Source organism: Leyella stercorea (assembly GCF_021531655.1).
In genome coordinates, this window is the sequence record NZ_JADYUF010000038.1 from 11,090 (window position 1) to 34,332 (window position 23,243).

Annotated in this window: 15 protein-coding genes and 2 pseudogenes; 8 read left to right on the plus strand and 9 right to left on the minus strand. The window is 46.2% G+C overall.

Annotation, left to right across the window (positions count from 1 at the left end):
• The first annotated feature begins 10 nt into the window (after nucleotides 1-10).
• The 4 genes from I6E49_RS10780 (at nucleotide 11) to I6E49_RS10795 (ending at nucleotide 6,238) form a co-directional block, all read left to right on the plus strand.
• Nucleotides 11-1,435, plus strand: coding sequence for an AAA family ATPase (locus I6E49_RS10780; protein WP_235402274.1), 1,425 nt, complete (start codon nucleotides 11-13; stop codon nucleotides 1,433-1,435).
• The gene (locus I6E49_RS10785; protein WP_235402276.1) at nucleotides 1,432-2,151 is read left to right on the plus strand and encodes a retron system putative HNH endonuclease; all 720 of its coding nucleotides are present in this window, start codon (nucleotides 1,432-1,434) and stop codon (nucleotides 2,149-2,151) included. Before I6E49_RS10780 ends, I6E49_RS10785 begins: the two co-directional genes overlap by 4 nt.
• 5 nt (nucleotides 2,152-2,156) lie before the next feature.
• Nucleotides 2,157-5,168, plus strand: coding sequence for a type III restriction-modification system endonuclease (locus I6E49_RS10790; protein WP_235402278.1), 3,012 nt, complete (start codon nucleotides 2,157-2,159; stop codon nucleotides 5,166-5,168).
• A gap of 176 nt (nucleotides 5,169-5,344) precedes the next feature.
• Entirely contained in the window at nucleotides 5,345-6,238 is an 894-nt protein-coding gene (locus tag I6E49_RS10795) for an Rpn family recombination-promoting nuclease/putative transposase (RefSeq protein WP_441006974.1), read from the plus strand.
• 331 nt (nucleotides 6,239-6,569) lie between these two features.
• Here I6E49_RS10795 and I6E49_RS10800 read toward each other — a convergent pair whose 3' ends face one another.
• Nucleotides 6,570-8,471, minus strand: a complete 1,902-nt coding sequence (locus I6E49_RS10800; RefSeq protein ID WP_235402280.1) for a heavy metal translocating P-type ATPase — start codon at nucleotides 8,469-8,471, stop codon at nucleotides 6,570-6,572.
• 126 nt (nucleotides 8,472-8,597) lie between these two features.
• Here I6E49_RS10800 and I6E49_RS10805 point away from each other — a divergent pair, with 126 nt between their 5' ends.
• The gene (locus I6E49_RS10805; RefSeq protein WP_235402281.1) at nucleotides 8,598-12,821 is read left to right on the plus strand and encodes an AAA domain-containing protein; all 4,224 of its coding nucleotides are present in this window, start codon (nucleotides 8,598-8,600) and stop codon (nucleotides 12,819-12,821) included.
• Between the two features lie 426 nt (nucleotides 12,822-13,247).
• On the opposite strand, the gene I6E49_RS10810 is transcribed toward I6E49_RS10805, so the two are convergent.
• From I6E49_RS10810 to I6E49_RS10820, 3 genes are all read right to left on the minus strand, one after another.
• The gene (locus I6E49_RS10810) at nucleotides 13,248-14,591 is read right to left on the minus strand and encodes an MATE family efflux transporter (RefSeq protein ID WP_235402282.1); all 1,344 of its coding nucleotides are present in this window, start codon (nucleotides 14,589-14,591) and stop codon (nucleotides 13,248-13,250) included.
• Nucleotide 14,592: 1 nt separating this feature from the next.
• Complete coding sequence (locus tag I6E49_RS10815; RefSeq protein ID WP_235402283.1) at nucleotides 14,593-15,300, minus strand: SIMPL domain-containing protein; 708 nt, start codon at nucleotides 15,298-15,300, stop codon at nucleotides 14,593-14,595.
• A gap of 82 nt (nucleotides 15,301-15,382) precedes the next feature.
• Complete coding sequence (locus I6E49_RS10820) at nucleotides 15,383-16,462, minus strand: UDP-N-acetyl glucosamine 2-epimerase (RefSeq protein ID WP_235402284.1); 1,080 nt, start codon at nucleotides 16,460-16,462, stop codon at nucleotides 15,383-15,385.
• Nucleotides 16,463-16,795: 333 nt separating this feature from the next.
• On the opposite strand from I6E49_RS10820, the gene I6E49_RS10825 reads away from it, so the two are divergent.
• Nucleotides 16,796-17,179 carry a desulfoferrodoxin gene (locus tag I6E49_RS10825; RefSeq protein WP_235402286.1) on the plus strand — a complete coding sequence of 128 codons (384 nt, stop codon included), beginning with the start codon at nucleotides 16,796-16,798 and terminating at the stop codon, nucleotides 17,177-17,179.
• 116 nt (nucleotides 17,180-17,295) lie between these two features.
• Here I6E49_RS10825 and I6E49_RS10830 read toward each other — a convergent pair.
• Nucleotides 17,296-17,871, minus strand: a pseudogene (locus I6E49_RS10830) (fibronectin type III-like domain-contianing protein); the annotation flags it as partial.
• A 41-nt stretch (nucleotides 17,872-17,912) separates the two neighbouring features.
• Here I6E49_RS10830 and I6E49_RS10835 point away from each other — a divergent pair.
• Nucleotides 17,913-18,894, plus strand: a pseudogene (locus tag I6E49_RS10835) (IS982 family transposase).
• A 175-nt stretch (nucleotides 18,895-19,069) separates the two neighbouring features.
• Here the strand turns inward: I6E49_RS10835 and I6E49_RS10840 are convergent.
• The 4 genes from I6E49_RS10840 to I6E49_RS10855 are packed head-to-tail and all read right to left on the minus strand — an operon-like array spanning nucleotide 19,070 to nucleotide 21,437.
• Entirely contained in the window at nucleotides 19,070-20,026 is a 957-nt protein-coding gene (locus I6E49_RS10840) for an SPFH domain-containing protein (protein ID WP_235402287.1), read from the minus strand.
• 33 nt (nucleotides 20,027-20,059) lie between these two features.
• Nucleotides 20,060-20,512, minus strand: coding sequence for an NfeD family protein (locus I6E49_RS10845; protein ID WP_235402289.1), 453 nt, complete (start codon nucleotides 20,510-20,512; stop codon nucleotides 20,060-20,062).
• A gap of 41 nt (nucleotides 20,513-20,553) precedes the next feature.
• Nucleotides 20,554-21,102 carry a hypothetical protein gene (locus I6E49_RS10850; protein ID WP_235402291.1) on the minus strand — a complete coding sequence of 183 codons (549 nt, stop codon included), beginning with the start codon at nucleotides 21,100-21,102 and terminating at the stop codon, nucleotides 20,554-20,556.
• Nucleotides 21,103-21,134: 32 nt separating this feature from the next.
• Nucleotides 21,135-21,437 carry a hypothetical protein gene (locus I6E49_RS10855; protein WP_235402293.1) on the minus strand — a complete coding sequence of 101 codons (303 nt, stop codon included), beginning with the start codon at nucleotides 21,435-21,437 and terminating at the stop codon, nucleotides 21,135-21,137.
• Between the two features lie 145 nt (nucleotides 21,438-21,582).
• Here I6E49_RS10855 and I6E49_RS10860 point away from each other — a divergent pair, with 145 nt between their 5' ends.
• Nucleotides 21,583-23,136: a DUF1080 domain-containing protein gene (locus tag I6E49_RS10860; protein WP_235402294.1), complete on the plus strand. Its 1,554-nt coding sequence runs from the start codon at nucleotides 21,583-21,585 to the stop codon at nucleotides 23,134-23,136.
• Nucleotides 23,137-23,243: the final 107 nt, after the last annotated feature.

Below are 23,243 nucleotides of genomic sequence, written 5' to 3' on the forward strand. Positions count from 1 at the left end.
ACGATATACAATGTATCTAAAGAAATTACATATCAGCAACTTCCGTTGCTTCCGCGACTACACCATTGAGTTCGCACCCGGTGTAACCGTACTGTTTGGCAAGAATGGTTCGGGCAAGTCTACATTGATACATGCTATACATAAGGCGTTGAGCTTCGCTTTTAAAAATGACAAAGTGGAGGAAGGCGAACTCACTTTGTCTTCGGGATTCCCATCTCTTAGACCTAATCAATATAGAAAGAAGGAAGACATCGTTAGAGATGAAAAGTCTGGTTTATCTCTTCCTTACATCTGTATACATGCAGAAGCAGACTTTTTGGAAACTACCTTAGATTGGGATATGTATGCATTAACATCAACATTTGCATTGCAGCCTTCGAAATATAAAACTGCTTATAAGCTGTTGATGTCAAGGATTAAGGAAACCGGTACTTTCCCTGTATTTGCTTATTTCTCTGACAGTTTTCCGCATATTTCTACTAAAGCATCAACTTTGTCAAAGACCCAGTTGTCTTTGCGTAATCTTGGTTATCTTGGTTGGGATGATGAAACGGCTTATTCAGACCTTTGGATAACAAGATTAACTAAAATCTGGACAATATGGAATAGAGCTAAGATGAATGTGATGCAAGAAGAGTCGGCTTTGGCTAAATGTGAAAAGTTAAAGGCTTCAGGTGATATCAATGAAAATGAATATCGTGAGGATGTGGATCTCCATCGGGCAAGATTGGAAAATGCTCTAAAAGATTTCAATAAGTATAACCCAGAAATATCTTCCATTCGGGAGTGTCTTGTCAATTTTTCTAAGAAGCTGCCAGGAATCGATGTGCAGAATGTATTTGTCAGCGTTTATGAAGAAGATGGACTCTGTCTGGAAACGAAAGATGGGCAGAACCCACCATTCGAGAAGTTGCCAGCCGGTTACAAGCGTATCTTCTATATGGCTCTTGACATAGCGTACCGTTCATATATTCTGAATGGAACAACAGATTCTGAAGGCATCGTTGTCATTGATGAAATCGATCTGCACTTGCATCCTGCACTGGAGCAAGTAATTCTCCAGTGTTTCCAAGAAACCTTCCCAAACATTCAGTTTATTGTTTCTACACATTCACCATTGGTGTTGACGGATATAGATACTGTTACTGGCAGAAACAAGGTGATGCGTATGACTCCTGCGTGCGATGCTCCAGAGGAATGGCGCAACATACATGGCATTGACTATAATCAGATGCTGGAAGAGAATATGGATGTGAGCAAGCGTAAACCTGAGATTCAAGAACTCTTCGACAAAGCATGGGATGAAGTGGCTGAGAAAGATATACAGGCAGCAAAGGCAACTGTAGCTGAACTCGAAGCAAAGACTCCAGCCGACCAAATAGAATTGGTACAACTGCGTGCTATCATTAACCGTATAGAAATTATTGGCAAATGAGGTACATAGAAAAGCATTATGATACTCCTACTGTCATTAAGCACGAGCAGGAATTGAAAAAACTTAATATGGACGAAGATAGTCTTCGAAATTCCGAGATACATGCTGGTAAATCAGGAGGACAACTATATGAAATTGTTCGCGATATGCCCACACTTTTTGCATTAAAGGAGCAGATGTATTCAGAGCAAGGTGGCGTATGCTGTTATTGTGGGATGAAGTTGGAATATCCTTTCAATCCTCAATATCGAGTTGAACATGTTTTGCCTAAAGAAGCTCATAGAGAGTTTGTTGGTGAATATAAAAATCTTCTTCTTTCATGTAGAGCGACTAAGAAAGAAATTGAACTTAGGAAAGATGCCTCCAAGTCAAAAGCTCAACGCAAAGGTTATATTCATTGTGATGAAGCCAAGGGATCTAAAGAGATTACCTATTCTCCTTTAAATCGAGCTTGTGAAAATGCTTTCTGGTATGATTTAAACGGTAAAATCCATTATAATGATGAAGAAGCAAAAAAGGACATTGATATATTGGGATTAGATGGCGAATATTTGAATAGTCGTCGTAAAGCAGCAATTGATTCACTTTGGGTTCTCAATGAAGATGAACTAATTGCATTTAGAGACGGCTTGCAACATCCAAATTCCGAGGGTAAATATGCAGAATTCTACTTCGTTATCATTGACGCTATAAATCAACTTCTCCCAGCAGTATAAGATACATGGAATTAAAACTCGAAAATAACCTCGCACATCAGACGATGCCTGTTGACGGCGTTGCTGCTATTGTAGAGGCTTCTATACAGGAACATGCTAAGCAGAGCCACCAGAACCCACTATTGAAGCGACAGCTCGATGGTGAAGCTTTACGCTTGGTGCGTAAGAATGGCAATATATTGGATAAAGCCACCAAGCAAAGGGTGACGCCCTATATGCTGTCGGATAAGATTAAGAACTTGCCTTATCATCGTATTCTCGATGTCAAGATGGAGACGGGTACAGGCAAGACATACGTCTATACCCGAACCATGTTTGAGTTGCATAAGCGTTGCGGATTCAACAAGTTCATCATTGCCGTTCCTACCTTGCCTATCAAGGCTGGTACTGCATCATTCCTAAAGGAACAAGAGGTGAAACGCCACTTTGAGATGGTGTGCAACTACAATGCAGAGATAGAGTTGTGCCTACTGGAACCTCAGAAGCAACAGAAGAAGGGGCGTCTGAATATGCCTTCTGCCGTAGGACATTTCTTTTATGGCACTCACCATGCCAAGCATAAGATATACGTGCTGTTGCTTAATACGCAACTCATTACTAATGGTAAGTTGCTGACTCGTGAGGACTATGACCAGATGCTGGGCGAATTCCATCGTCCAGTGGATGCTATTGCGGATACTAAGCCTGTGTTGATTATCGACGAGCCGCATCGTGTGGAGCGTGCTAGCAAATCATATACTGCACTTATTGAGAACTTCCGACCTCAGTTGGTGTTGCGCTATGGTGCTACATTCCCAGAGCTTACGGTAGGTAAAGGTAAGAACAAACATGCGGTAAAGGACTATCAAGAACTAATTTATGACTTGAATGCAGCAGATTCTTTCAATCAAGGACTCATAAAGGGCGTTGCAAAAGAGCATCTGGAGTTGCCTGGAGGTAAGAAGGCTGAAAAGAAGGTGAAGGTACTATCAACCGTGAAAGGTGATAGCGCCAACATGAAGCTGACAAGTGCAGACAATACAGGTAAGACCTTCACGCTTCATGTGGGTGAGAGTCTTGGCTCCATTGATAATGATTTGGATGGCGTTGTCGTAGAGGCTATCAGCAAAAATGGTGTCAGCCTGAGCAATGGTCAGGAGAAGCAGACTGGCGAAGAGTTTTTCCCTGATCAATACGGTATGTCCTATCAAGAGGGTATGATAGAGCTGGCCTTGATGCGTCACTTTGAGACAGAACGTGAGAATTTCTGTCGCGAAGGACTGCCAATCAAGACACTGGCTCTGTTCTTTATTGACAGTATTGAAAGTTTCCGCGGACCAGAAGGTAAGAACGATGGCTGGCTCAGAAAGAAATTTATCGATATATTGAATGCAAGAGTAAAGAAGGAACTGGCACGACAGAACACTCCTGAATACGAGGCTTATCTGAAAGCCACTCTTGAAAATATAGATGCTTCATGTGCAGGATACTTCTCACAAGACAATAACGACTCGGATGAGAATATTGCTAACGAGGTGAAGGTGATTCTTCATGGCAAGAAAGAACTCTTGAGCTTTACGGATGAGGAGGGCAAGCCAAACGTCCTGCGATTCCTGTTCTCTAAATGGACATTGAAAGAAGGATGGGATAACCCGAATGTGTTTACTATCTGCAAGTTGCGCTCAAGTGGATCAGAAATCAGTAAGTTGCAGGAGGTAGGCCGTGGACTGCGTCTGCCCGTTGACAGTGCAGGAAACCGCATCAGCGATTCTTCCTTCATGCTCAACTACATTGTAGATTTTACGGAGAAGGACTTTGCCAACAAACTGGTGGCTGAAATCAATGGTGAACTTGACGCTGACCAGAAGAGTCCGCTTTCAATTACCGCAGAAGATATCATCAAGGTTGCCGAGAAGCGCAATATCGAAGTCAATAAGTTCTTTATTGAACTGATGACTAAAGGTTATGTCGACTTTGATAAGAAGGTGGTTCCAGAGAAGTTTGATGATATGTTGATTGAATATCCTGAGTTTAAGGATGTTACAAGTGGTGTGAATACCAATCGTATCATCAATCGTAACAGCAGTCGTAATGATAAGATTCATATCCGTAAGGCAAGATTTGAGGAACTGCGAGAGCTGTGGGCACAACTGAATAGGAAGTACGTTCTGTACTTTGATAAGGCGATAGACAAGAAGATAGAAGCCGAACTGCCTTCAATCATCAATGATAAGCACGTATTCTCTCTTCAGACCGTAGAGTCATCTCGTAAAGTCTTGGAATTCGAGGGAAACGTAGCAGTTGCCAATGAAGGTGCTCATGCAGAATTGACATTGCATGACCGCCATTATAGCTATAATGAGTACCTAAAGCGAGCTTCAAGATACACCAACATTCCTATTCATATTCTGCATAAGGCTATATGTGAAGCAGCAAATGGTGGCTATCATCTCACCAACGAAATGTTCAACGATAGTTCGTTGACCAGATTGATAGGTGCTGTAGATGATTGGAAATGTGACCAGCTCGTTGGTTTTGTGCGCTATAAGCAAGCCAACTACACAGTGAAGGAAACCAAGCTCACCAATGCTGATGGAACAGTGAAGGATGAAGTTGTTCAGGCATACATTGGCAATAAGAGTGTGCCAGGCGACCCACCCGTCAAGTATCTCTATGATGCTTATGCTCATGACTCAGGTTTGGAATTACAGAATATCAAGACAGAGATAGATGAAGTCATCGTATATGGCAAGATTCCATCACACAGCATATGTATTCCAACAGTGGCTTCAAGTAACTATAGTCCAGATTTTATGTATGTGGTCAAGAAGTCCGACGGCTCCAAAGAACTGAACATCGTGATTGAGACTAAGGCGTATGATAAGGAGTCACATATCTCACCTGATGAGGACACCAAGATTTCGTGTGCTGAGCAGTTCTTCAAGGCCATGACAGCAAATGGTTATACCGTACACTTCCGAAAGCAGATCAACAGTACCGGCGTCAAGAACATCATTGATGAGTTGGTAATAGGATAAGTACATTTCATGAGGTTGTCATAGTCTTTATTTAAGACTATGACAACCGAAGACTGTTGGTAACGCTGACACTTGACATTGCCATAGAATGATGAAGAGATGGTTTTGGTAAACTAAGTTTTTAATGTCTATTGTTTATAAATCAATAAAAATGCTGTATATTTGCTGATGAAATAATAAATAGCAGCGTTATGGTAGAGAAATACATTAATCCACATACAGACTTTGGCTTCAAGCGACTTTTCGGCTCTGAATTTAATAAGGAGTTGCTCATCAGTTTCTTGAATGCTATGTTTCATGGCGAGCAGAACGTTCAGGACATCACGTATCTCAATTCCGAGCAACTTGGCGACCATGCCGATGCACGCCGTGCCATATTCGATGTATATTGTGAGAACGACAAGGGCGAGAAGTTTATAGTGGAGATGCAGAACGTGTATCAGGAGTTCTTTAAGGACCGCACTATTTATTATTCTACGTTCCCCATACGTGAGCAGGCGCAACGTGGAGGCGACTGGGACTTCCATCTTAATCCCGTTTATACAATCGGTCTGCTGAACTTCAACTTTGCGGATGGGCTTGAGAATGCCAAGCGCTGGCACCATGAGGTGAAGCTGATGGAGGTGGACACGCACGAGATATTCTACGACAAACTGACGTATATCTATGTTGAGATTCCGAAGTTCGACAAGCAGGAATCGGAACTTGTGACTATGTATGACAAATGGATGTATGTGCTTAAGAATCTCTCCAGACTTATGCAACGCCCAGCAGTTCTCCAGGAACGTGTCTTTACAAGGCTTTTTGAGCAAGCTGAAATTTCCAAATTTAATACGCAAGAGCTAAAAATGTACGAGGATAGCGTCAATGCCTACCGCGACATAGTTAATGCCATAAGGACGGCTGAGAAGACGAAGTTTGCGGAAGGAATGGCTGAGGGTATGGCTAAAGGCGAAAAAGAAGCTAAGGAAAAGATAGCCGCCAATCTCCTTTCTCTTGGAGTACCTTTAGAAACTATAGTGCAAGCATCGGGCTTGTCGGAAGAAGAGATTAGGAACCATAGAATATAATATTGTTTCATACTACAACGTACATTAAAGTTTCGGCAGAGATTTTCTGCTGTCTCGGCAGAAAAAATTCGCTACCTCGGGAGGAAACAAATTCTTCCCCGCGAGGTAGCAAAAAACATCACGTTTTGAATAGTTGTCCTTCTCACTTTCAAAAGGACTCGTTTTGGACAGCAAAAGGACTCGTTTTGGCTTGCAAAAGGACTCGTTTTGAAGGGTAAAAGGACTCGTTTTGAAGGGTAAAAGGACTCCTTTTGAAGAGCAAAAAGAGTCCTTATTTCTGACAGTTGAATTTTAATTCTCGGACAGTAGGAATTCAACTGCCCAACGCTTTCTATTTCTTGTACTTCAACCTTAGACTATTCATCACAACACTTACGCTCGACATAGCCATAAGTGCGCTTGCCCACATTGGCGTTATCTGAAAATCAACGCCGAAGACATGCGGCAATCCGGCAGCCAAGGGGATGCAGACAATGTTGTAGACGAATGCCCAGAAAAGATTCTGTCGTATCATGCCTACCGTATGGTGCGACAACTGACAGGAATCGGCTATGCGACGCAGGTCGTCGCCCATAAGCGTCACTTGCGCAACGTCCATTGCCACGTCGGTGCCACGGCCCATAGCAATACTGACATCGGCAAGGGCAAGAGCCTGCGAGTCGTTAATGCCGTCGCCAACCATTGCCACACGACGACCCTCGCCTTGCAGACGACGCACTATATTCTCCTTATCCTGCGGCAGGCACTGGCTCTGCCAATGCTCTATACCTGCCTTCTTAGCCCAATAGGCAACAGCCTCCTCACGGTCGCCACTCATCATCCACACGTCAATGCCACGCGCCTTGAGCATGGCTATTGCCTCGGAAGCATGGGGCTTCAGCTGCTCGCGATTCTCAAGAGGAATGTCGGCTGCCGAACGGAAATCAACATTACGATTAGGTATGGTGAGCGTGCCCGTCTTGTCGATAACGAGTGCATCTACACGGCAGAGTTGCTCTACGGCTGTAGCATCCTTGACCAGAATGCCCTGTTGCGCCGCCTTGCCTATGCCCACCATCAGGGCGGTAGGCGTAGCGAGTCCCATAGCACACGGACAGGCTATGACCAATACCGACACGGCAGACAATACGGCCTGAGGCAGAACTGCCGCTCCGCCTATGGCAAGCCACAGCACAAAGGTTAGTATCGAAACTCCAAGCACGCAAGGCACAAAGACAAGGGCTGCACGGTCGACAAAACGCTGCACGGGAGCCTTCGAGCCTTGCGCCTCCTGTACCATACGTATTATACCAGACAACACCGTCTGCTGACCTACCTGTTCGGCACGGAAGCGCAAAGTGCCTTCGCTTACTATCGTGCCTGCCAAAAGTCGACAGCCCGACTGCTTGCGCACAGGCACCGGTTCGCCAGTTATCATAGATTCGTCTACATAGCCCTCGCCTGTGCTTATAGTACCGTCAACTGGTATCTTCTCTCCCGGTCGCACCTCTACAATATCGCGTGTGGCAACAGTAGCAAGCGGCACATCGTGCACTTCGTCGTCAACTACCACGTGTGCCTGCTTGGGCACAAGTCCCATGAGCGAACGTATGGCTGAGGCGGTCGACCGCTTGGCACGCTGTTCAAGACAGCGACCTGTGAGCACGAAGGTGACAATCATCACCGACGCATCGTAATAGGTGTGCCACTCTATGCCACGCAATCCCCAGAACTGCTCGCCACAAAAGGTATTGAACACGCTGAAGCCGAACGAGATGAGAGTGGACAGAGCCACAAGCGTGTCCATATTGGCAGAGCGATGTACAAGCTGGTGCCATGCATTAGCATAGAACTGGCGTCCACAATACACCATATTCAACAAGGCTATGATGAGAAGCACCTGGTTGGCAGCACCGCGCGAACCTACACTCACCCACCCCATCGACACCGACATGGTGAGAAGCGCCAACAGCCACGACAGTATCATACGTCGCTTCAGCTGTCGGTAGGCATTGCGTTCCAATGCGTCGACACGCGTTTCGTCATCGATAATAAGCAGATAGCCGGCACCGTCAATGACGCGTTTCATATCCTTGGGCGTCACTACACGCTCGTCGTATTCTACCATGGCAGTTCGGCCAGGCAGCGATACGGCTACCGACTTCACTCCGTCCATCATCTTGAGCTTGCGCTCTACATTGGCACTGCAAGCAGCACATGCCATTCCCATTACAGGGAGTATTTTCTTTTCCATAAGTGCAAAGTTACGGCTTTTATTATATAAGGTGTTACAGATTTAAGGATAAAGATTATAAGATTTGGAAAATGAACTTATGATTTTTTTGACTTGTCTTAGGTTTGCACTACCTTTGCAAACAGAATGGAACATAACAACAGAAACGAAAACATAGCATATACAGCCGACTGCGCCATGTCGTTTTACGAACAATTGGAAGACGTGTGCACAGCCGACTTCACCATACGCGAGAAATACGCCATACTGCGCGACATCTTCAAACGCGTGGTAAATCAGGGCATTGCACACAACAGCATCAACTTCATCGGTATGTTTGCCAAGCTCGACTATCTGACGAAGCAACACGGCATCCCTACCGAAACGGCTATGCTGATACACGACACGCGCAAGGAGCTGAACGCTATGCACAGCATGAGCAACGAAGAACTGGAGCAGGCGCTGGCATACAACATAAAGTCGACAGCCCTACTGGTGAGCTATGTGTGTGGAGTTACGGCTATACCGCAGTCGCTCAACAGGCTGCTGCCCAAGAAGGACCGCAAGGGACGTTGGAGCAAGTTCGACATTAACCTGCTGCGCTGCATCGTACGTTCGTGGGACGACGACTACATTTACGCTACAGAAGAACAGAACGCTTCGGAACTTAAGATCTGCTACGGACAGCAAAACCGTTATCTGACGCTGGGAGGAAAGGGCGACTGGACTTATCTGAAACAAATACTTTCGGCAGACACACAGCTCAACCTCGTGCGCATTCGCATGGAGGAGGATGTGTGCATGCCCGAACTCATCATTTACGAACCCGACTATCTGATAGACATCACGACAATAGCCTCGTGCTTCGAAACCTACGCCGAATCGCCATACGTGAACATGGTGAACCGACTGAAGCCACAAGCCAACACGGTGCACATCCATCTCGGTAATCTTGCAGGACGTTTTCTGGACGACACGGTACACAACCGCAACGTGCCCTTCGGCGATGGCGTTATGGAATTCTTCAAGACCAACACCATAAGTCTGACTTCGTGCGACGACATGAACGACCAGGCTACGGTGCAGAAGTTCTACCAGGACGCACGCCAACAGAAACAGAACATACAGAAACTCATAGGCAACGACCTGCCCAAGGAAGTGGACGAGTACGACCCGAAGGCTGTGGTGCTGGAGCCTACCTTCTTCAGCGACGTGCTCGGTATACAGGGACGTCTCGACTTGCTGCACGAGAAGGAAGGACGCACCACGATAATAGAGCAGAAGTCGGGCAAGGGTGAATTTGTGCCTTTCTCGTCGCCCGAATACAATCCCAACCGACCTGTGCCGCAAGAGAAGCATCTTGTACAGTTGTCACTATATCGTGCCCTGTTCAACTACGAGTTCAAGAAACACTCCGACCAGCTGCGCCACTTTATGCTGCTCTATTCGAAATATGCCGAGGGACTGGTGTCGATTGCCAATCTGCCGGAACTGACGCTGCGAGCAATACGCATGAGAAATCTGCTCACGTGGACAGATCTGACACCAGGCAATATGGGCATAAGCGTACTGCGCAATCTGACAGCCGACAAACTCAACCGCAAGGGAGTGACCGGACGGCTGTGGGAGGAATGGACACGACCCGAACTAGAGAACATACTACGCCCAATACATGAGGCTACAGAACTGGAGCGGACATACTACTTCCGATTCCTAAAATTCGTGGAACGCGAACATCTGCTTGCCAAGGTGGGCAACAAGACCAAGGACGACAGTGGATTTGCAGCCATCTGGCTCGACACTCTTGAGGACAAGCGGGCGGCAGGCAATATATATGAGGAAATGACGATTGAGGAATTCGGACTCTCAGCCGATGGAATGGTGGAGAGTCTGAAACTGAAGTTTGACATGGAACAGTCGGCCGACACATCCAATTTCCGCAAGGGCGACATCGTTATTGTCTATCCATATATGGAGGGCAACGTGCCCAACGCCTGCGCCCAGATGGTGAACCGCGCTTCGATAAAGGAAATCACGACAAAGGACGTCGAGGTTGTGCTGCGCAATTCACAAACCGACCGACAAGTGTTTGATGCACCCGAGGGCACTCGTTGGGCTATAGAGCACGACATGTTTGAGTCGTCGTCACGCGCTCTGTACAGCGGACTGCACAGTTTTCTGTCAGCAAATAAGGAGCGCCGCGACCTGATACTGAGCCAGCGCATGCCTACCGTAGACGAACACATACACATGCGTGGCGAATACGGGAGGTTTAACACCCTGGTGGAAAGAGCCAAGCAGTCGCGCGACATATTTCTGGTTATCGGTCCTCCGGGAACTGGAAAGACTTCGTTCGGACTGCTAAACATACTGAAAGAGGAACTCACCGAAGAGCATTCGAACATAGTATTGCTGTCGTACACCAACCGTGCTGTGGACGAAATGTGCTCGAAACTGGTGGAGAGCAACATCGACTTCATACGCATAGGTTCGGAACTGAACTGCGACGAGGCTTTTCATGACCACTTGCTCAGCAACAGAGTGAAGCTATGCCGTACGGGCAAGGAGGTAAAGGAGGTGGTAGACCAAATGCGTGTGTTCTGTGCTACAACTGCAGCATTGAACGCCAACATCCACCTTTTTAAGATAAAACACTTCGACCTTGCCATTATCGACGAGTCGTCACAGATTCTGGAGCCACACCTGATTGGCCTGCTCAGCGCCAAGTCGGGAGGCAGAAATGCCATAGAACGCTTTGTACTGATAGGCGACCACAAGCAGTTGCCTGCCGTTGTACAACAGACGCAGGAGGAATCGGCTGTTGACGAACCCTTGTTGCGCGACATCAATCTTACAGACTGCCGCCGATCGCTATTCGAACGGTTGCTGGCGCAATTCAAGACCGATGAGGGCTACGACCCGCGCTATGTCTATATGCTAACGCGTCAGGGACGTATGCACCAGACAATATCCGAGTTTGCCAACTATGCCTTCTACGGCAACCGCCTTGAAGTGGTGCCATTGCATCATCAGACGTTGCCGTACAGTCCGACAGCATCCACCAACGGAATAGCACAACTGTTGAGTATGCGACGTGTGGCGTTCGTGTCAGCACCACGCCCAAGAACTTCTGCTTCGGTGAAGACAAACCAGGTGGAAGCAGAAATGATTGCTGCAACGGTAGTCGAGATTTACAGGCAGACCAAAGAATGGTTTGACGAAAACCAGACTGTAGGTGTCATTGTGCCCTACCGCAACCAGATTGCTACTGTGCGCAGCGCCATCGACCAGTCGGGCATTGCCGTACTGCACAACATCACCATCGACACGGTAGAGAGATATCAAGGCAGTCAGCGCGACTACATTATCTACGGATTCACGGTGCAGCAATACAATCAGCTGAACTTCCTCACCAACAACGTTTTCGTGGAGGACGGAATGGTGATTGACCGCAAGCTGAATGTAGCCATGACACGCGCCCGACTGCAACTGCTAATGGTGGGTAATGCCGACATTCTGATGGAGAACTTCACGTTCTACAAGCTGTTGATGTATCTGAAAGACAAGGATTGTTTCTTCGACATTCCACCTATAGAGTATTGCAAAGGCGAATTCAAGGTTAAAGAACTTGAGGTATCAGCAGCAAGCAATGGGTTTCTTGGACTGGGCGAGGATTTCGAGAAGACAATTATCAACTACGGACGACATGACTTTGAAACGCCACAGACCGCCTACAACAGGCAGATTGACAAGTCTGTAGTGGTGTCTGCCGAAGACCAAGTAAGAATGTATTGTCATTACTACATGCCGCAATACTTGAAAGAAGCCGAAACCGTGTGGCGTGAGAAGTATCAGAGCATAATGAAGATGGCTGAGAGTTGTGGCAAGCATGTTGTAATGATTGACATAGGTTGCGGTCCGGCTACTTACGGCATTGCCTTCGCCCAGCGCTTTGCAGCAGAAATGACCAAGATTGAATATGTTGGAGTGGACACGTCAGAAGAAATGCTACGTATGGGAGAAAGGCTGTTCGACGAGCGTCAAATCTGCAATCAACAGCCAAGCGAGAAGCAATGGGCGAACGTTGAACATAGGTTTACGAATAGCATAGACGAGGCTGCTGACATTCTGAAGTCTGACAATGAAACAGAAGAATGCTGTCTGCCGTCGCGACTCGTTGTGTTCAACATTGCTCATCTGTTTGCCTGCATCGACGGCAATATGGCTGAAACGCTGGCAATGAAAATCAACGGCATGATACAACGCTATCCAAAGAATAAATATACAGTAGTGATGACAGAAAACGAGTTCGACCGACAGATGAGGTCGTACGGTATATTCAATAGATGTATGAAGAATCAGATGTTATAAAAAAAGAAATCCCCAAAGAGGGCGAGTGCTTGCGGGGTGTGGGTTACTCGTTCTCTTTGGGAAATGTTCTAAAGATGATTTGTACATAGTCAATCAATCATAGCGACATGATTAATTATACCAAATGGATGAATCTATACGATCCACACGAAACTGACGATCGTCTTCTTCGTTGTAGATATTGTCGAGCTCAAATGATTCAAAATCATACACTCTCTTTGTTGTTCTCATAATGCCATCCTCCCATTCTGGCCTATGTCTCATTGTCGGCCATTTTAGATTAATACTGGAGATGTGAGACTTCACCCTTTTTTAGTTTTTAAGATATTGCGAATATAACGATTAATTTTGACATTTGCAAGTTTCGCAACTATATTTCAGACGTTTTTAAACTTATTTTACCATAAATGGAACATTATTCCAATTTTATGTCATTTCACGGAATGCACTACGCACTATTGGAATAGCAATGATAAACGTGACTACATCGCACACCGCCTGACACATGGCAATGCCCATAAGTCCGAATAGATGCGGAAGAATAAGTATAAAAGGAATGAAAACAAGACCCTTGCGAGCCGACGAAAGCACATTGGCACGTATGGGACGACGCGTGGTCTGCAGCATCATATTGCCAGCCATGATGTAGGCATTGAGCGGATAGACGGCAAGATGCCAACGCAACGCCGTACTTCCAATGGCAATGACAATGGCGTCATCGCGAAAAACGGCTATGGTCTGTTCGGCAAAGCAAAAGAATACTGCTGAAAAGAACAACAGAAAGATGAAACCTACACGCACAGTAAACCAAAAGCCATGACGTAAACGGTTGTACAGGGCTGCTCCAAAACAATAGCCACAGAAAGGCTGAAAACCTTGTCCAAGACCAACGATAACTGCCATTACAAACATTGTGACACGACTGACTATTGACATAGCAGCCACGGCGGCATCGCCATAACCAGCAGCAGCAACATTAAGAAGAATAACAGAGATGCTTGCCAATCCCTGTCGCGACAACGAAGGCGAACCGCCATATACTATCTCACGCACATAATGCCAATGCAGAGAGAAGTATCGCGGACGAAGACGCACCCCAGCAGTAGCACGAAGATGACACATTGCAAGCAGCACGGCAACACTAACCAACTGCCCGATGACGGTAGCAAGCGCAGCTCCACGCAGTCCAAGATTGCAAGCGAATATCAATATGGGGTCGAGCACGACATTGAGCAAAGCTCCGCTGATGATGCCCCACATTGCATAACGGGCATTACCCTGCATGCGCAATTGGCTGTTAAGAGTGAATGAGGCCATCTGAAAAGGAGTGCCAAGCAATATGATAGCCATATATAGCTCGGTATAAGGAAGACTGGTGGCTGTGCTACCAAGCAATAGTGAGAGTGGGCGCAAGAAGAATAATGCAAGGATGGCAATCACAATGCCTGTCAGCAAAGCATAAACCAATCCGGTAGTGGCCATCGACGAGGCATTGTCGGTGCGACGCGCGCCAAGTTCGCGCGACATATAGACACCGCTGCCATGTCCGAAGAAAGAGCCTATGGCTTGAATAAGCGACATCAAGGGAAAGACGATACCGACTGCGGCAGTCGACTGTGTGTTGAGCTGACCGACGAAGTAGGTATCGACAATAACATAAAGGCACGTCACAAGCATAGAGACAATTGTAGGCACTGCCATCGTGAGGATGACACGTGATACGGGTGCCTGCGTGAGAAATTCGTAATTGTCTCTATGTCGTGGTTGCATATTAATCCTTCAACGAATAGACTATTGTAGTTACCACTCTTACTTTCTTGATGTACGGAGTGTTCTGGTCGCGGTCCTCAATAGAAAACTGTCCCTGGTCGGCCGATACAATCTTGTTGAGATTGCTCTTCGAGTTCTTGGCAAACTGCTCGGCTGTCTTCTCTGCATTAGCAATTGCCTCCTCCATCATCTTAGGCTTCATGTCGCGGAATGATACATACTCGTACTTGACGGGATTGTCCCAACCGCCATCAACAATGGCTATACCCTCCTTAAGCAACTCGCCCTGGCGTGCAATGATTGAACGCACAAGCTTCACGTTACGCGATGTTACGGTGATGACCGATGTTATGTTGTAACGATAGGTACGACGATTGTCGCTATACTGGTCGGCAGTCTGGTCAATAACCTTAGGAGCATTAATGCTTATCTCCCCAGCCTTGATGCCGTTGGCAATAAGGAAACGCTTGATTTTCGACTGAGTGTTGCCAAGACGCGTATAAAGCTCAGGCAACTCATTACCTATCTCTTTCGAGACAATAGGCCACGTCACCTTGTCGGCATCAACTTCCTTCTCAGCCAATCCCTTCACAGCAACCTTGCGGTCCTTATTGGCAAAATTGTCAATACCGCCCTTGATACAGAAACCAAGGACTACAATGCTCAATGCTATCAGCGCAGAGCATAAAATGGATCTGTTGTTGTTCATAAGCAAATATTTTAAAAAGCATACTCAAATCATACCACTCCCCTCCCTACAAGGGAGGGGCTGGGGGTAGGGCTTGTGCCTTCTACTCCACCAACGTCTGCACGATTCGCTCAGCCGAACGTCCGTCCCAGCGTTCCGGAATGCCGCAATGCTTCCACTCGCCATTTACCATACGAGTCATTTCCTCGCCAAGCAGTACGGGGTCCTCGCCTACAAGCACATTAGAGCCGGTCTTAACTGTCTCGATATGCTCGGTATAGCTGTTAAGCGTGATGCAAGGCACGGTATTGAACGTTGCCTCTTCAGCCACGTTGCCCGAATCGGTAACAATGCCGAGAGCATGGGCTGTGAGATAGCCGAACTCAAGGTAGCCGAGCGGACTAACGATGTGTAGTCCGTTAAAGAGCAGAGGATTTTCGTTGACTATCTTCTGCACAGCTTCGGCAGCCAACTTACGCAACGGAGCCACAACTGGAATGTCGCCAGCATGCGACATCATGCTTAGCAATAGCGAGCGCAACTCATCGGTTTGGACAATAAGAGCCTTACGGTTTAGGGTGAAAACGATATAGTTGTTCTCGGTCAACTGCAACTCGTCCATAACGGCAGGACGAACAAAGCGTTGATGGTTAAAGCGCAATGTGTCCATCAGTATGTTGCCCACCTGATAAATCTTAGATGATTCAGCTCCCTCACGAGTAGCGGCGCTGCTGCCACCTATACCTGCTGTAAATAGAAGGTCAGACAATCCATCTATCACGAGTCGGTTTATCTCCTTAGGCATGTTGATATCGAACGAGCGTGTACCAGCCACAAGATGAGCCAAACGTATGCCCTGCTTCTTGGTTACGATAGCCGCAGCCATTGTAGACGCAAGGTCGTCTACTACAATTACAGTATCTGTCTTATTCTCTTGCAAATAGCGCTCGAATGCCGACATCACCTGTCCAGTAAGCTCATTAAGGTTCTCGCAGTCTACGCCAAGATAGACATCAGGGCGCGACATCTGCAAGTCGTCAAACAATGATGCCTCAAGGGTAGGATCGTCTTCACGTCCTGCATACACAAGGCTGTGATCTACTCCAGCTGCATCCATTGCACGAAGAATGGGAGCCACCTTTATAAAGTTGGGACGTGCACCAACAAAAATACAAATGTTCATAATAGTATAAAAATTATTTTTTGCCATTTCAGATTTTTCACTTATCTTAGTGTTGCAAAACAAACAAGAGAATCTGACGATAGACATAGCAAAGATAGAAATAAAACTTGAGAAACACACTCCTTTTGGAGAAATATTTTCGGGTTATGGAGCAATTTGACGCCACATTGTCATCTGTAATCGACTCAACCCTCGGTCTAAGGTGTAGATTTAACTTTATTTTGGAATAAAAAAAGGCTCTAAAGTTTGTGTAACTCGCAGAAAATGAGTATATTTACATCCATCAAAGAATAAAGACATCATTTAATTTTCTAAATTTTCGGAGGAACGATTATGACTAAGACAAGAGAAATCTACCGTTGCACGGTTTGTGGCAACGTGGTAGAGGTAGTGAATCCTGGAGCCATGCTCAGTTGCTGCGGTCAGCCCATGAAACTGATGAAGGAGAACACAACGGATGCGGCAAAGGAGAAGCATGTGCCCGTTATAGAACCGATCGAGGGCGGCTATCGTGTAAAGGTGGGAAGCGTAGAGCATCCGATGCTCCCAGAGCATTATATCCAATGGATAGAGTTGCTCACTCCTACCGATGTACTTCGCCATGAGCTAAAGCCAGGCGAGAAGCCAGAGGCAATCTTCCTAACAGATGCCAAAGAGGTATCGGCTCGCGAGTATTGCAACCTGCATGGGTTGTGGAAAGGAGATGCCAACACATAAGCTTTGAATAAGGCATAAATGGCTTAGATAAGACTACAAATATCATCAAAAAAAGGAGTGCACCACAAAATGGGTACACTCCTTTATAAACTCACTTTACTATTTATATGATTGGGTTATCGGTTAGCCGATTGCCACTGATAAGTTTTCTCACAATGGATATCGGCACTTTGGTCGGCAATCATCAGTTTGAAATCGCCTTCCTCCAATACCCACTTGCCATCATAACCAACGAAGGCAAGATCATCGGCATTCAAATTGAAGGTGACAGTCTTTGTTTCACCTGGCTGAAGCTCTATTTTATCAAAAGCACGGAGACGACGGCCATCAGGTACCATGCTGGCAATAATGTCGCTGCTGAACAGAAGAACGCTCTCTTTGCCCGCAACCTTACCCGTATTCTTTACATCTACGCTCACCTTGATGATGTCGCCGTGGCGGAAGTCAGACTGGGAAACCTTCAGGTTGCTATATTGATAAGAGGTGTAGCTCAAACCATGTCCGAAGCCCCACTGCTGGGTAATCTTCGCATTGTAGTCGTAAGCACCTTCCATAGTACCCACTTCCTCGCTCTTCTTGAAATCGTAGTTGGCAAGAGAATTGATTTCCTTCGGATAAGTATAAGGCATCTTACCGCTGAAGTTTGATTTGCCAGAAACCAGATTAGCCAAAGCATCACCGCCCATATTACCATGGAGGAACCCGTTGGCGGAATTAATTTAAGTTGATAAATATGAGTAAAAAGTTGTACATGTCGCTGATTTTTAGTAACTTAGTGGTATTCAAAACATTAAGTCCAAACCATCGTATGTACAACCTTTATACAAAATTCGTCAAAATACTTGAGATATGCAAGCAATTCTCTGAAAATCTCGTCAATGAATCGGGTAATGTTCCACGTCGTGGTCCTGTTCCCCAAGTTTTCGGATTTGGAAGTGGTGGCGCTATCCCTGACGGCAGAGACCGAGAGCATTGATAGTGAGAAGTGGTTGTTCGAGTATAAATTGCAAGAATACAAGGACAACATTCCCTATCTCATATCAAGGAGACAGTTCAATGACCGTAGGAAGAAAACGTCAGGCCTGTGTGAGGAACTGCGCAAGCGGATTGCCATGGAAATGGATGGCGGAGAGGAACAATTCTTTGTTGACTCCAAGCCGATAGAGGTCTGTAGGGTTGCAAGAGGAAAACGTTGCAAGATGGGACGTACCGGCAATTTCTCTCAAGCTCCCGACTTCGGATTCTGTGCTTCGCAGAACACGTATTATTTTGGTTACAAGTTACACGCTCTCTGTGGGTTAAGTGGAGTTATCCATTCCTATGATCTGTCAAAGGCAAGTGTGGCTGATCTCCATTATATGAAGGATGTAAAACATACTTATCACGACTGTAGCATCTATGGTGACAAAGGGTATATTGGAGCTGACGTACAGCTTGACTTGTTCGAAACCGCACACATAAGACTGGAGTGTCCGTATCGGCTCAACCAAAAGGATTGGAAACCGACATTCATTCCGTTTGCAAAGGCAAGAAAGAGGATTGAGACAATATTCTCACAACTTACAGACCAGTTCTTGGTCATCAGGAACTACGCAAAAATAACGAATGGTTTGTTTGCCAAAATCATTGGCAAAATTAGTGCACTTACCATTCTGCAATACGTAAACTTCATTAACGACAAGCCCATTGGTAGAATTAAGTATGCACTAAATTAATTCCGCCAACAGGTTAAATTAAACTTTTTAAGTACCTACGAACGACCATTCAAAAATGGAATTATCCAATATATTGGGCGAGTAATTTGGAGGTTACAAGTTATAAGTGGACCAATATATAATAATAAGGTGTTAGCTCCCCTCCCTATGGGGGAGGGGGCCATGGGTGGGGCTTTTACTTATCCTCCTTAAACAATTCCTTAATTCCACCCAGACTGCCCAGCATATTTGTAGCCTCAAACGGCAGGAATACGGTCTTTGTCTTATCGCCCTCAGCAAGCTGCTGCATCATCTGTATATACTTCTGTGCAAGCAGATAGTTGGCAGGATTGGTGCTCTTGCCCACTGCCTCTGTAATCTTTTCGATAGCAACAGCCTCAGCTTCGGCTTTACGTATGCGGGCCTGAGCCTGACCTTCGGCACGCAGTATCTCCTGCTGCTTGGCAGCCTCAGCACGGTTGATGGTAGAAGTTTTCTCACCTTCCGACTTGAGAATTTCGGCCTGCTTCTGTCCCTCGGATGTGAGGATTGTTGCACGCTTGTTACGCTCAGCCTGCATCTGCTTCTCCATAGCCTGAAGCACGCTTGACGGTGGAATAATGTCCTGCAACTCTACACGGTTCACCTTGATACCCCATTTGTTGGTTGCATCATCGAGCACAGCACGAAGCTTGGTGTTGATAGTATCGCGCGAAGTAAGAGTCTGGTCAAGCTCCATCTCACCAATAATGTTACGCAGAGTGGTCTGTGTAAGTTTCTCGATAGCGTTAGGCAGGTTGTTGATTTCGTACACAGCCTTAAACGGGTCGACAATCTGGAAATAAAGCAGGGCATTAATCTGCATCTGGATATTATCCTTAGTGATAACGTTCTGCTTGTCGAAGTCGTACACCTGTTCACGCAAGTCGATAGTGGTGGAGTAAGCATAACGTCCACGATACATGGTGACAATGGTCTTGGCACGGTCGATGAACGGAATGATGATATTTATACCAGGGCTGAGCGTAGCGTAATATTTACCAAGACGCTCAACAATCTTTGTCTCGCTCTGAGGGATTATAACTACAGCCATCTTCACAAAAATGACTGCAAGCACTACGAGTGCAATAAGAATGATTGTCATGATTTCCATTGTACTAATGTTTTAAATGTTAATGATTAGAGTTTAATATTCGGGAACCACCTTGATGATGATGCTATCACGTCCGACAATGCGGACCTTTGTTCCTATTACGAGGTCAGTAGCACTGTCCGATTGCGCCTTCCAGTCATCGCCATCGAGTTTTACACGTCCGTATCCTCCGGCCTTTATTGTCTCTGTCACCTCACCTGTACGACCAATTATGGCATCGGCATTGCTCACACGACGGTCGGCATCATGATTGAGCAGAGCCACCAGACTCGGTCGAAGATAGAAGATAGAAAGTACGCTGAACACCGCGAACACCACAACCTGCAACCAAAAGGGTGCAGCAAAAAGCGATACAATAAGAGCAACAATTGCTCCAATGCCGAAACAGGTGATGTAGAAATCGCCCGACGACATCTCCATTATAAGACACACCATAGCCACTAATGTCCAAATGGCCCAAAGGTGCTGCAACAGATATTCTATCATAATCAAATAGGTTTTAAGGGTTGTTTTATTTATTTTAAGCCTTACAGCTTTGTCATGTGATAGCCCAAAGCCTTCAATTCTACAGCCACGCCCATTACATACATCTGATGAAGAGCAGCTGTAAAAGCTCGCATAGCAGCGGCTGTTCCTGGTTCAAGACACATGTGCGACATCATATTATATGTACGCGAAGCGCTCTCAGCCACAGCATCGTTCATCTTCTTGCGACTGTCGGCATCAAGACAAAGCACCTTGTCGAGAATGTAGTCGTCCATATGGTCGAAGTCGATACGGTCGCGCAGATACAGATACAAATCGGGCACCTTTCCATATACCTCCCATTCCACATCCCAATACATTGCCACAGCCATGCCTATGAACATCATCCATCCCAATGCCACCGACGGATAACCTGTGTTGTACTCACGTATGCCATCCGTCATATAGCTTTGACCTATTTTAAACCACAGGTCGTCAAGATCGGGAGCTTCGGGCATCCGTTCGTCTACTAAGTCCAATGTACGCAAGTAGCCGTAAAGGTCGTCGTGAAATCTTTGTTCTACAGGGTTGTCGTATTTAATATTGCTCATTTTGTTGTCGGTTTACTATTTTTTATGCATTATTAATAGGTGTCTTTTATTACCACAGGCTCAACTATACTCTCGTCGGGCCAGTGCGGAATGAAGAGTAACGGACGCTCTTTGCCACCGAGGCAGCTCCAATCCACACTCTTAAGAAAATCGAAATCAGGTCGTCCGAAATCAAACGAACGTCCGTACAGCATTATCGCCCCACGGCTGTTGTCAATCTTCCACAACCCACCGCCAAAGGGGCATCGTTCGCCTTTGTCAAGCAGATCGCGATGCAGATAGACATTACCAAACTTCAGTACTCCGTCTTGATTAATTATGAATTTCTGATACATAGCGTAAAATTACATATAAAATCAGACAACAGCAACGAAAGTAACAATTTTTTATGTTTTTATTTTCATAAAACAACACGACGTTAGGTCTTCTGTGTTTTTATGCGTACCTTTGCAAGCCAAAAATTATTCAGAATAATCAATAATGAGACGTATTACAATTCTACTTATTGCAATATGCTGCAATATTGCACTTTATGCACAAACAAGCCGACGCACCATAGAACGATTTGCAACAGAAGCGGTAAAACAACGCACCCTAACAGGTCGCACCCCAACAATAGATATTCTCGACTCACTTGCCAACAATGCAGAGATAAGCGTTGAAATGCTTAGCCGAATGGGCGAACCCGACGATGCCCGTCAGTACAGAGCGTGTCTGCAAACCATAGACGCTATCGTTGACTACACGTTGAGCAGCTCAGGCAAAAAATACACAGACGTATTGCGTAGCGGATTGAAGAAAGCTCTCGACCGCAGCTATGACACCGACGTTCAGCAGCATATGATGCAACTGCTCGCCAAATGTGCCAAGCCTGCCGATGCGGGCCATATAGCAATGTATCTGGAAGTTCCAGAACTGTCAACAACAGCTTACGATATTCTCCTGTCTATGAACGGCATTGACGACCGAATTGCAGAAGCTGCCGCTGGACAGCCGGGAATAAAGACCAAGGTGAAGGAAATTCTTGACATTCATTCAGGACGCAAAAAGGCAGCCCAACCTATAGCTACTGTAAAACCTAAGCCAGCTGCCATCCCTTTCTGGCCGACAAGCCTTAATCGCGAAATAACCGAAATGAGCAAGATGCCACAGGACAAGGCAGACATGATAATAATAAACAATGCTCCCGAAAAGGCGGTACAGCTACTGGCAGACATGGCAAAGCAAAAGCCTGCCGCCGAACGCGAAGCTGTTGTGGCAAAAATGCTGATGACAACCGAACGCGCCACGCTTACTCCCGAACAACGCTACTTGATTCTTCGCGAAGCCGACGCCTTGACTACCAATGATAATCTGCGTCGCAAGATCATCATCGAAATGGGCTACACTCACTCTATTCAGGCCCTTACATATATGCGCAAGTATTATGGCAATGCCAACCTTGACGACGCTATGGCTCTTGCCTCAACCGAGATAATCAGTTCACACCCCGAAGCCAACGCAGGAAAATACGCCTACGCCCTACTCTATGCTGCCAAGCAGTCGTTCATACGCCACTACGACGAGGAAGGCGTTGACACTTATATAGACCAAGTGCTTGCTGCCATCGACAACTGGCACGCCGAAGGTGGCTACAACCAAAGCCATACCGAGGAGACAAGAATGGAGAAACGCGGATTCTGGATTATCCACGACGAGCTTGCCAACTTCGACATTGCATTCGACTGGCTCACCGAAGGCGACCTTACCCTAAGCCTGCGCTCTGTACCTGCGCTCATATTCAACCGCCAGCATGGAGCAAGACTGTACGGAAACGACGTATGGCATAAGTTTGCAAGCAACGACAAATGGTGTACTGCAAACATCAGCGTACAGGCAGACAACATTACGGTTTCGGTAAACGGACAGAAAGTTATAGACAATGCTCGTTTGCCTAAAGCCGATACAGAGGCAAACAACAAAGCAGGATTCGTAAAGTTCCTTGCCGACGATAACGGAGCTGTAATAAGACAATACAGCTTCCTTAAGAAATAAAAGGAGCCACGATTGTAAATGGCCATACATTCATGAGGGTGTGTCAAAAGTCAAACAAAACGGGCTGAAAGCCCCAAAAGCACATAGCCCAAGGCAGCGCCTTGGGT

Excerpts from the sequence above, each read along its gene's own strand:
- I6E49_RS10780 (WP_235402274.1), top strand. The coding sequence starts at position 11 with ATGTATCTAAAGAAATTACATATCAGCAACTTCCGTTGCTTCCGCGAC.
- I6E49_RS10785 (WP_235402276.1), top strand. The coding sequence starts at position 1,432 with ATGAGGTACATAGAAAAGCATTATGATACTCCTACTGTCATTAAGCAC.
- I6E49_RS10790 (WP_235402278.1), top strand. The coding sequence starts at position 2,157 with ATGGAATTAAAACTCGAAAATAACCTCGCACATCAGACGATGCCTGTT.
- I6E49_RS10800 (WP_235402280.1), bottom strand. The coding sequence starts at position 8,471 with ATGGAAAAGAAAATACTCCCTGTAATGGGAATGGCATGTGCTGCTTGC.
- I6E49_RS10805 (WP_235402281.1), top strand. The coding sequence starts at position 8,598 with ATGGAACATAACAACAGAAACGAAAACATAGCATATACAGCCGACTGC.
- I6E49_RS10810 (WP_235402282.1), bottom strand. The coding sequence starts at position 14,591 with ATGCAACCACGACATAGAGACAATTACGAATTTCTCACGCAGGCACCC.
- I6E49_RS10815 (WP_235402283.1), bottom strand. The coding sequence starts at position 15,300 with ATGAACAACAACAGATCCATTTTATGCTCTGCGCTGATAGCATTGAGC.
- I6E49_RS10820 (WP_235402284.1), bottom strand. The coding sequence starts at position 16,462 with ATGAACATTTGTATTTTTGTTGGTGCACGTCCCAACTTTATAAAGGTG.
- I6E49_RS10825 (WP_235402286.1), top strand. The coding sequence starts at position 16,796 with ATGACTAAGACAAGAGAAATCTACCGTTGCACGGTTTGTGGCAACGTG.
- I6E49_RS10840 (WP_235402287.1), bottom strand. The coding sequence starts at position 20,026 with ATGGAAATCATGACAATCATTCTTATTGCACTCGTAGTGCTTGCAGTC.
- I6E49_RS10845 (WP_235402289.1), bottom strand. The coding sequence starts at position 20,512 with ATGATAGAATATCTGTTGCAGCACCTTTGGGCCATTTGGACATTAGTG.
- I6E49_RS10850 (WP_235402291.1), bottom strand. The coding sequence starts at position 21,102 with ATGAGCAATATTAAATACGACAACCCTGTAGAACAAAGATTTCACGAC.
- I6E49_RS10855 (WP_235402293.1), bottom strand. The coding sequence starts at position 21,437 with ATGTATCAGAAATTCATAATTAATCAAGACGGAGTACTGAAGTTTGGT.
- I6E49_RS10860 (WP_235402294.1), top strand. The coding sequence starts at position 21,583 with ATGAGACGTATTACAATTCTACTTATTGCAATATGCTGCAATATTGCA.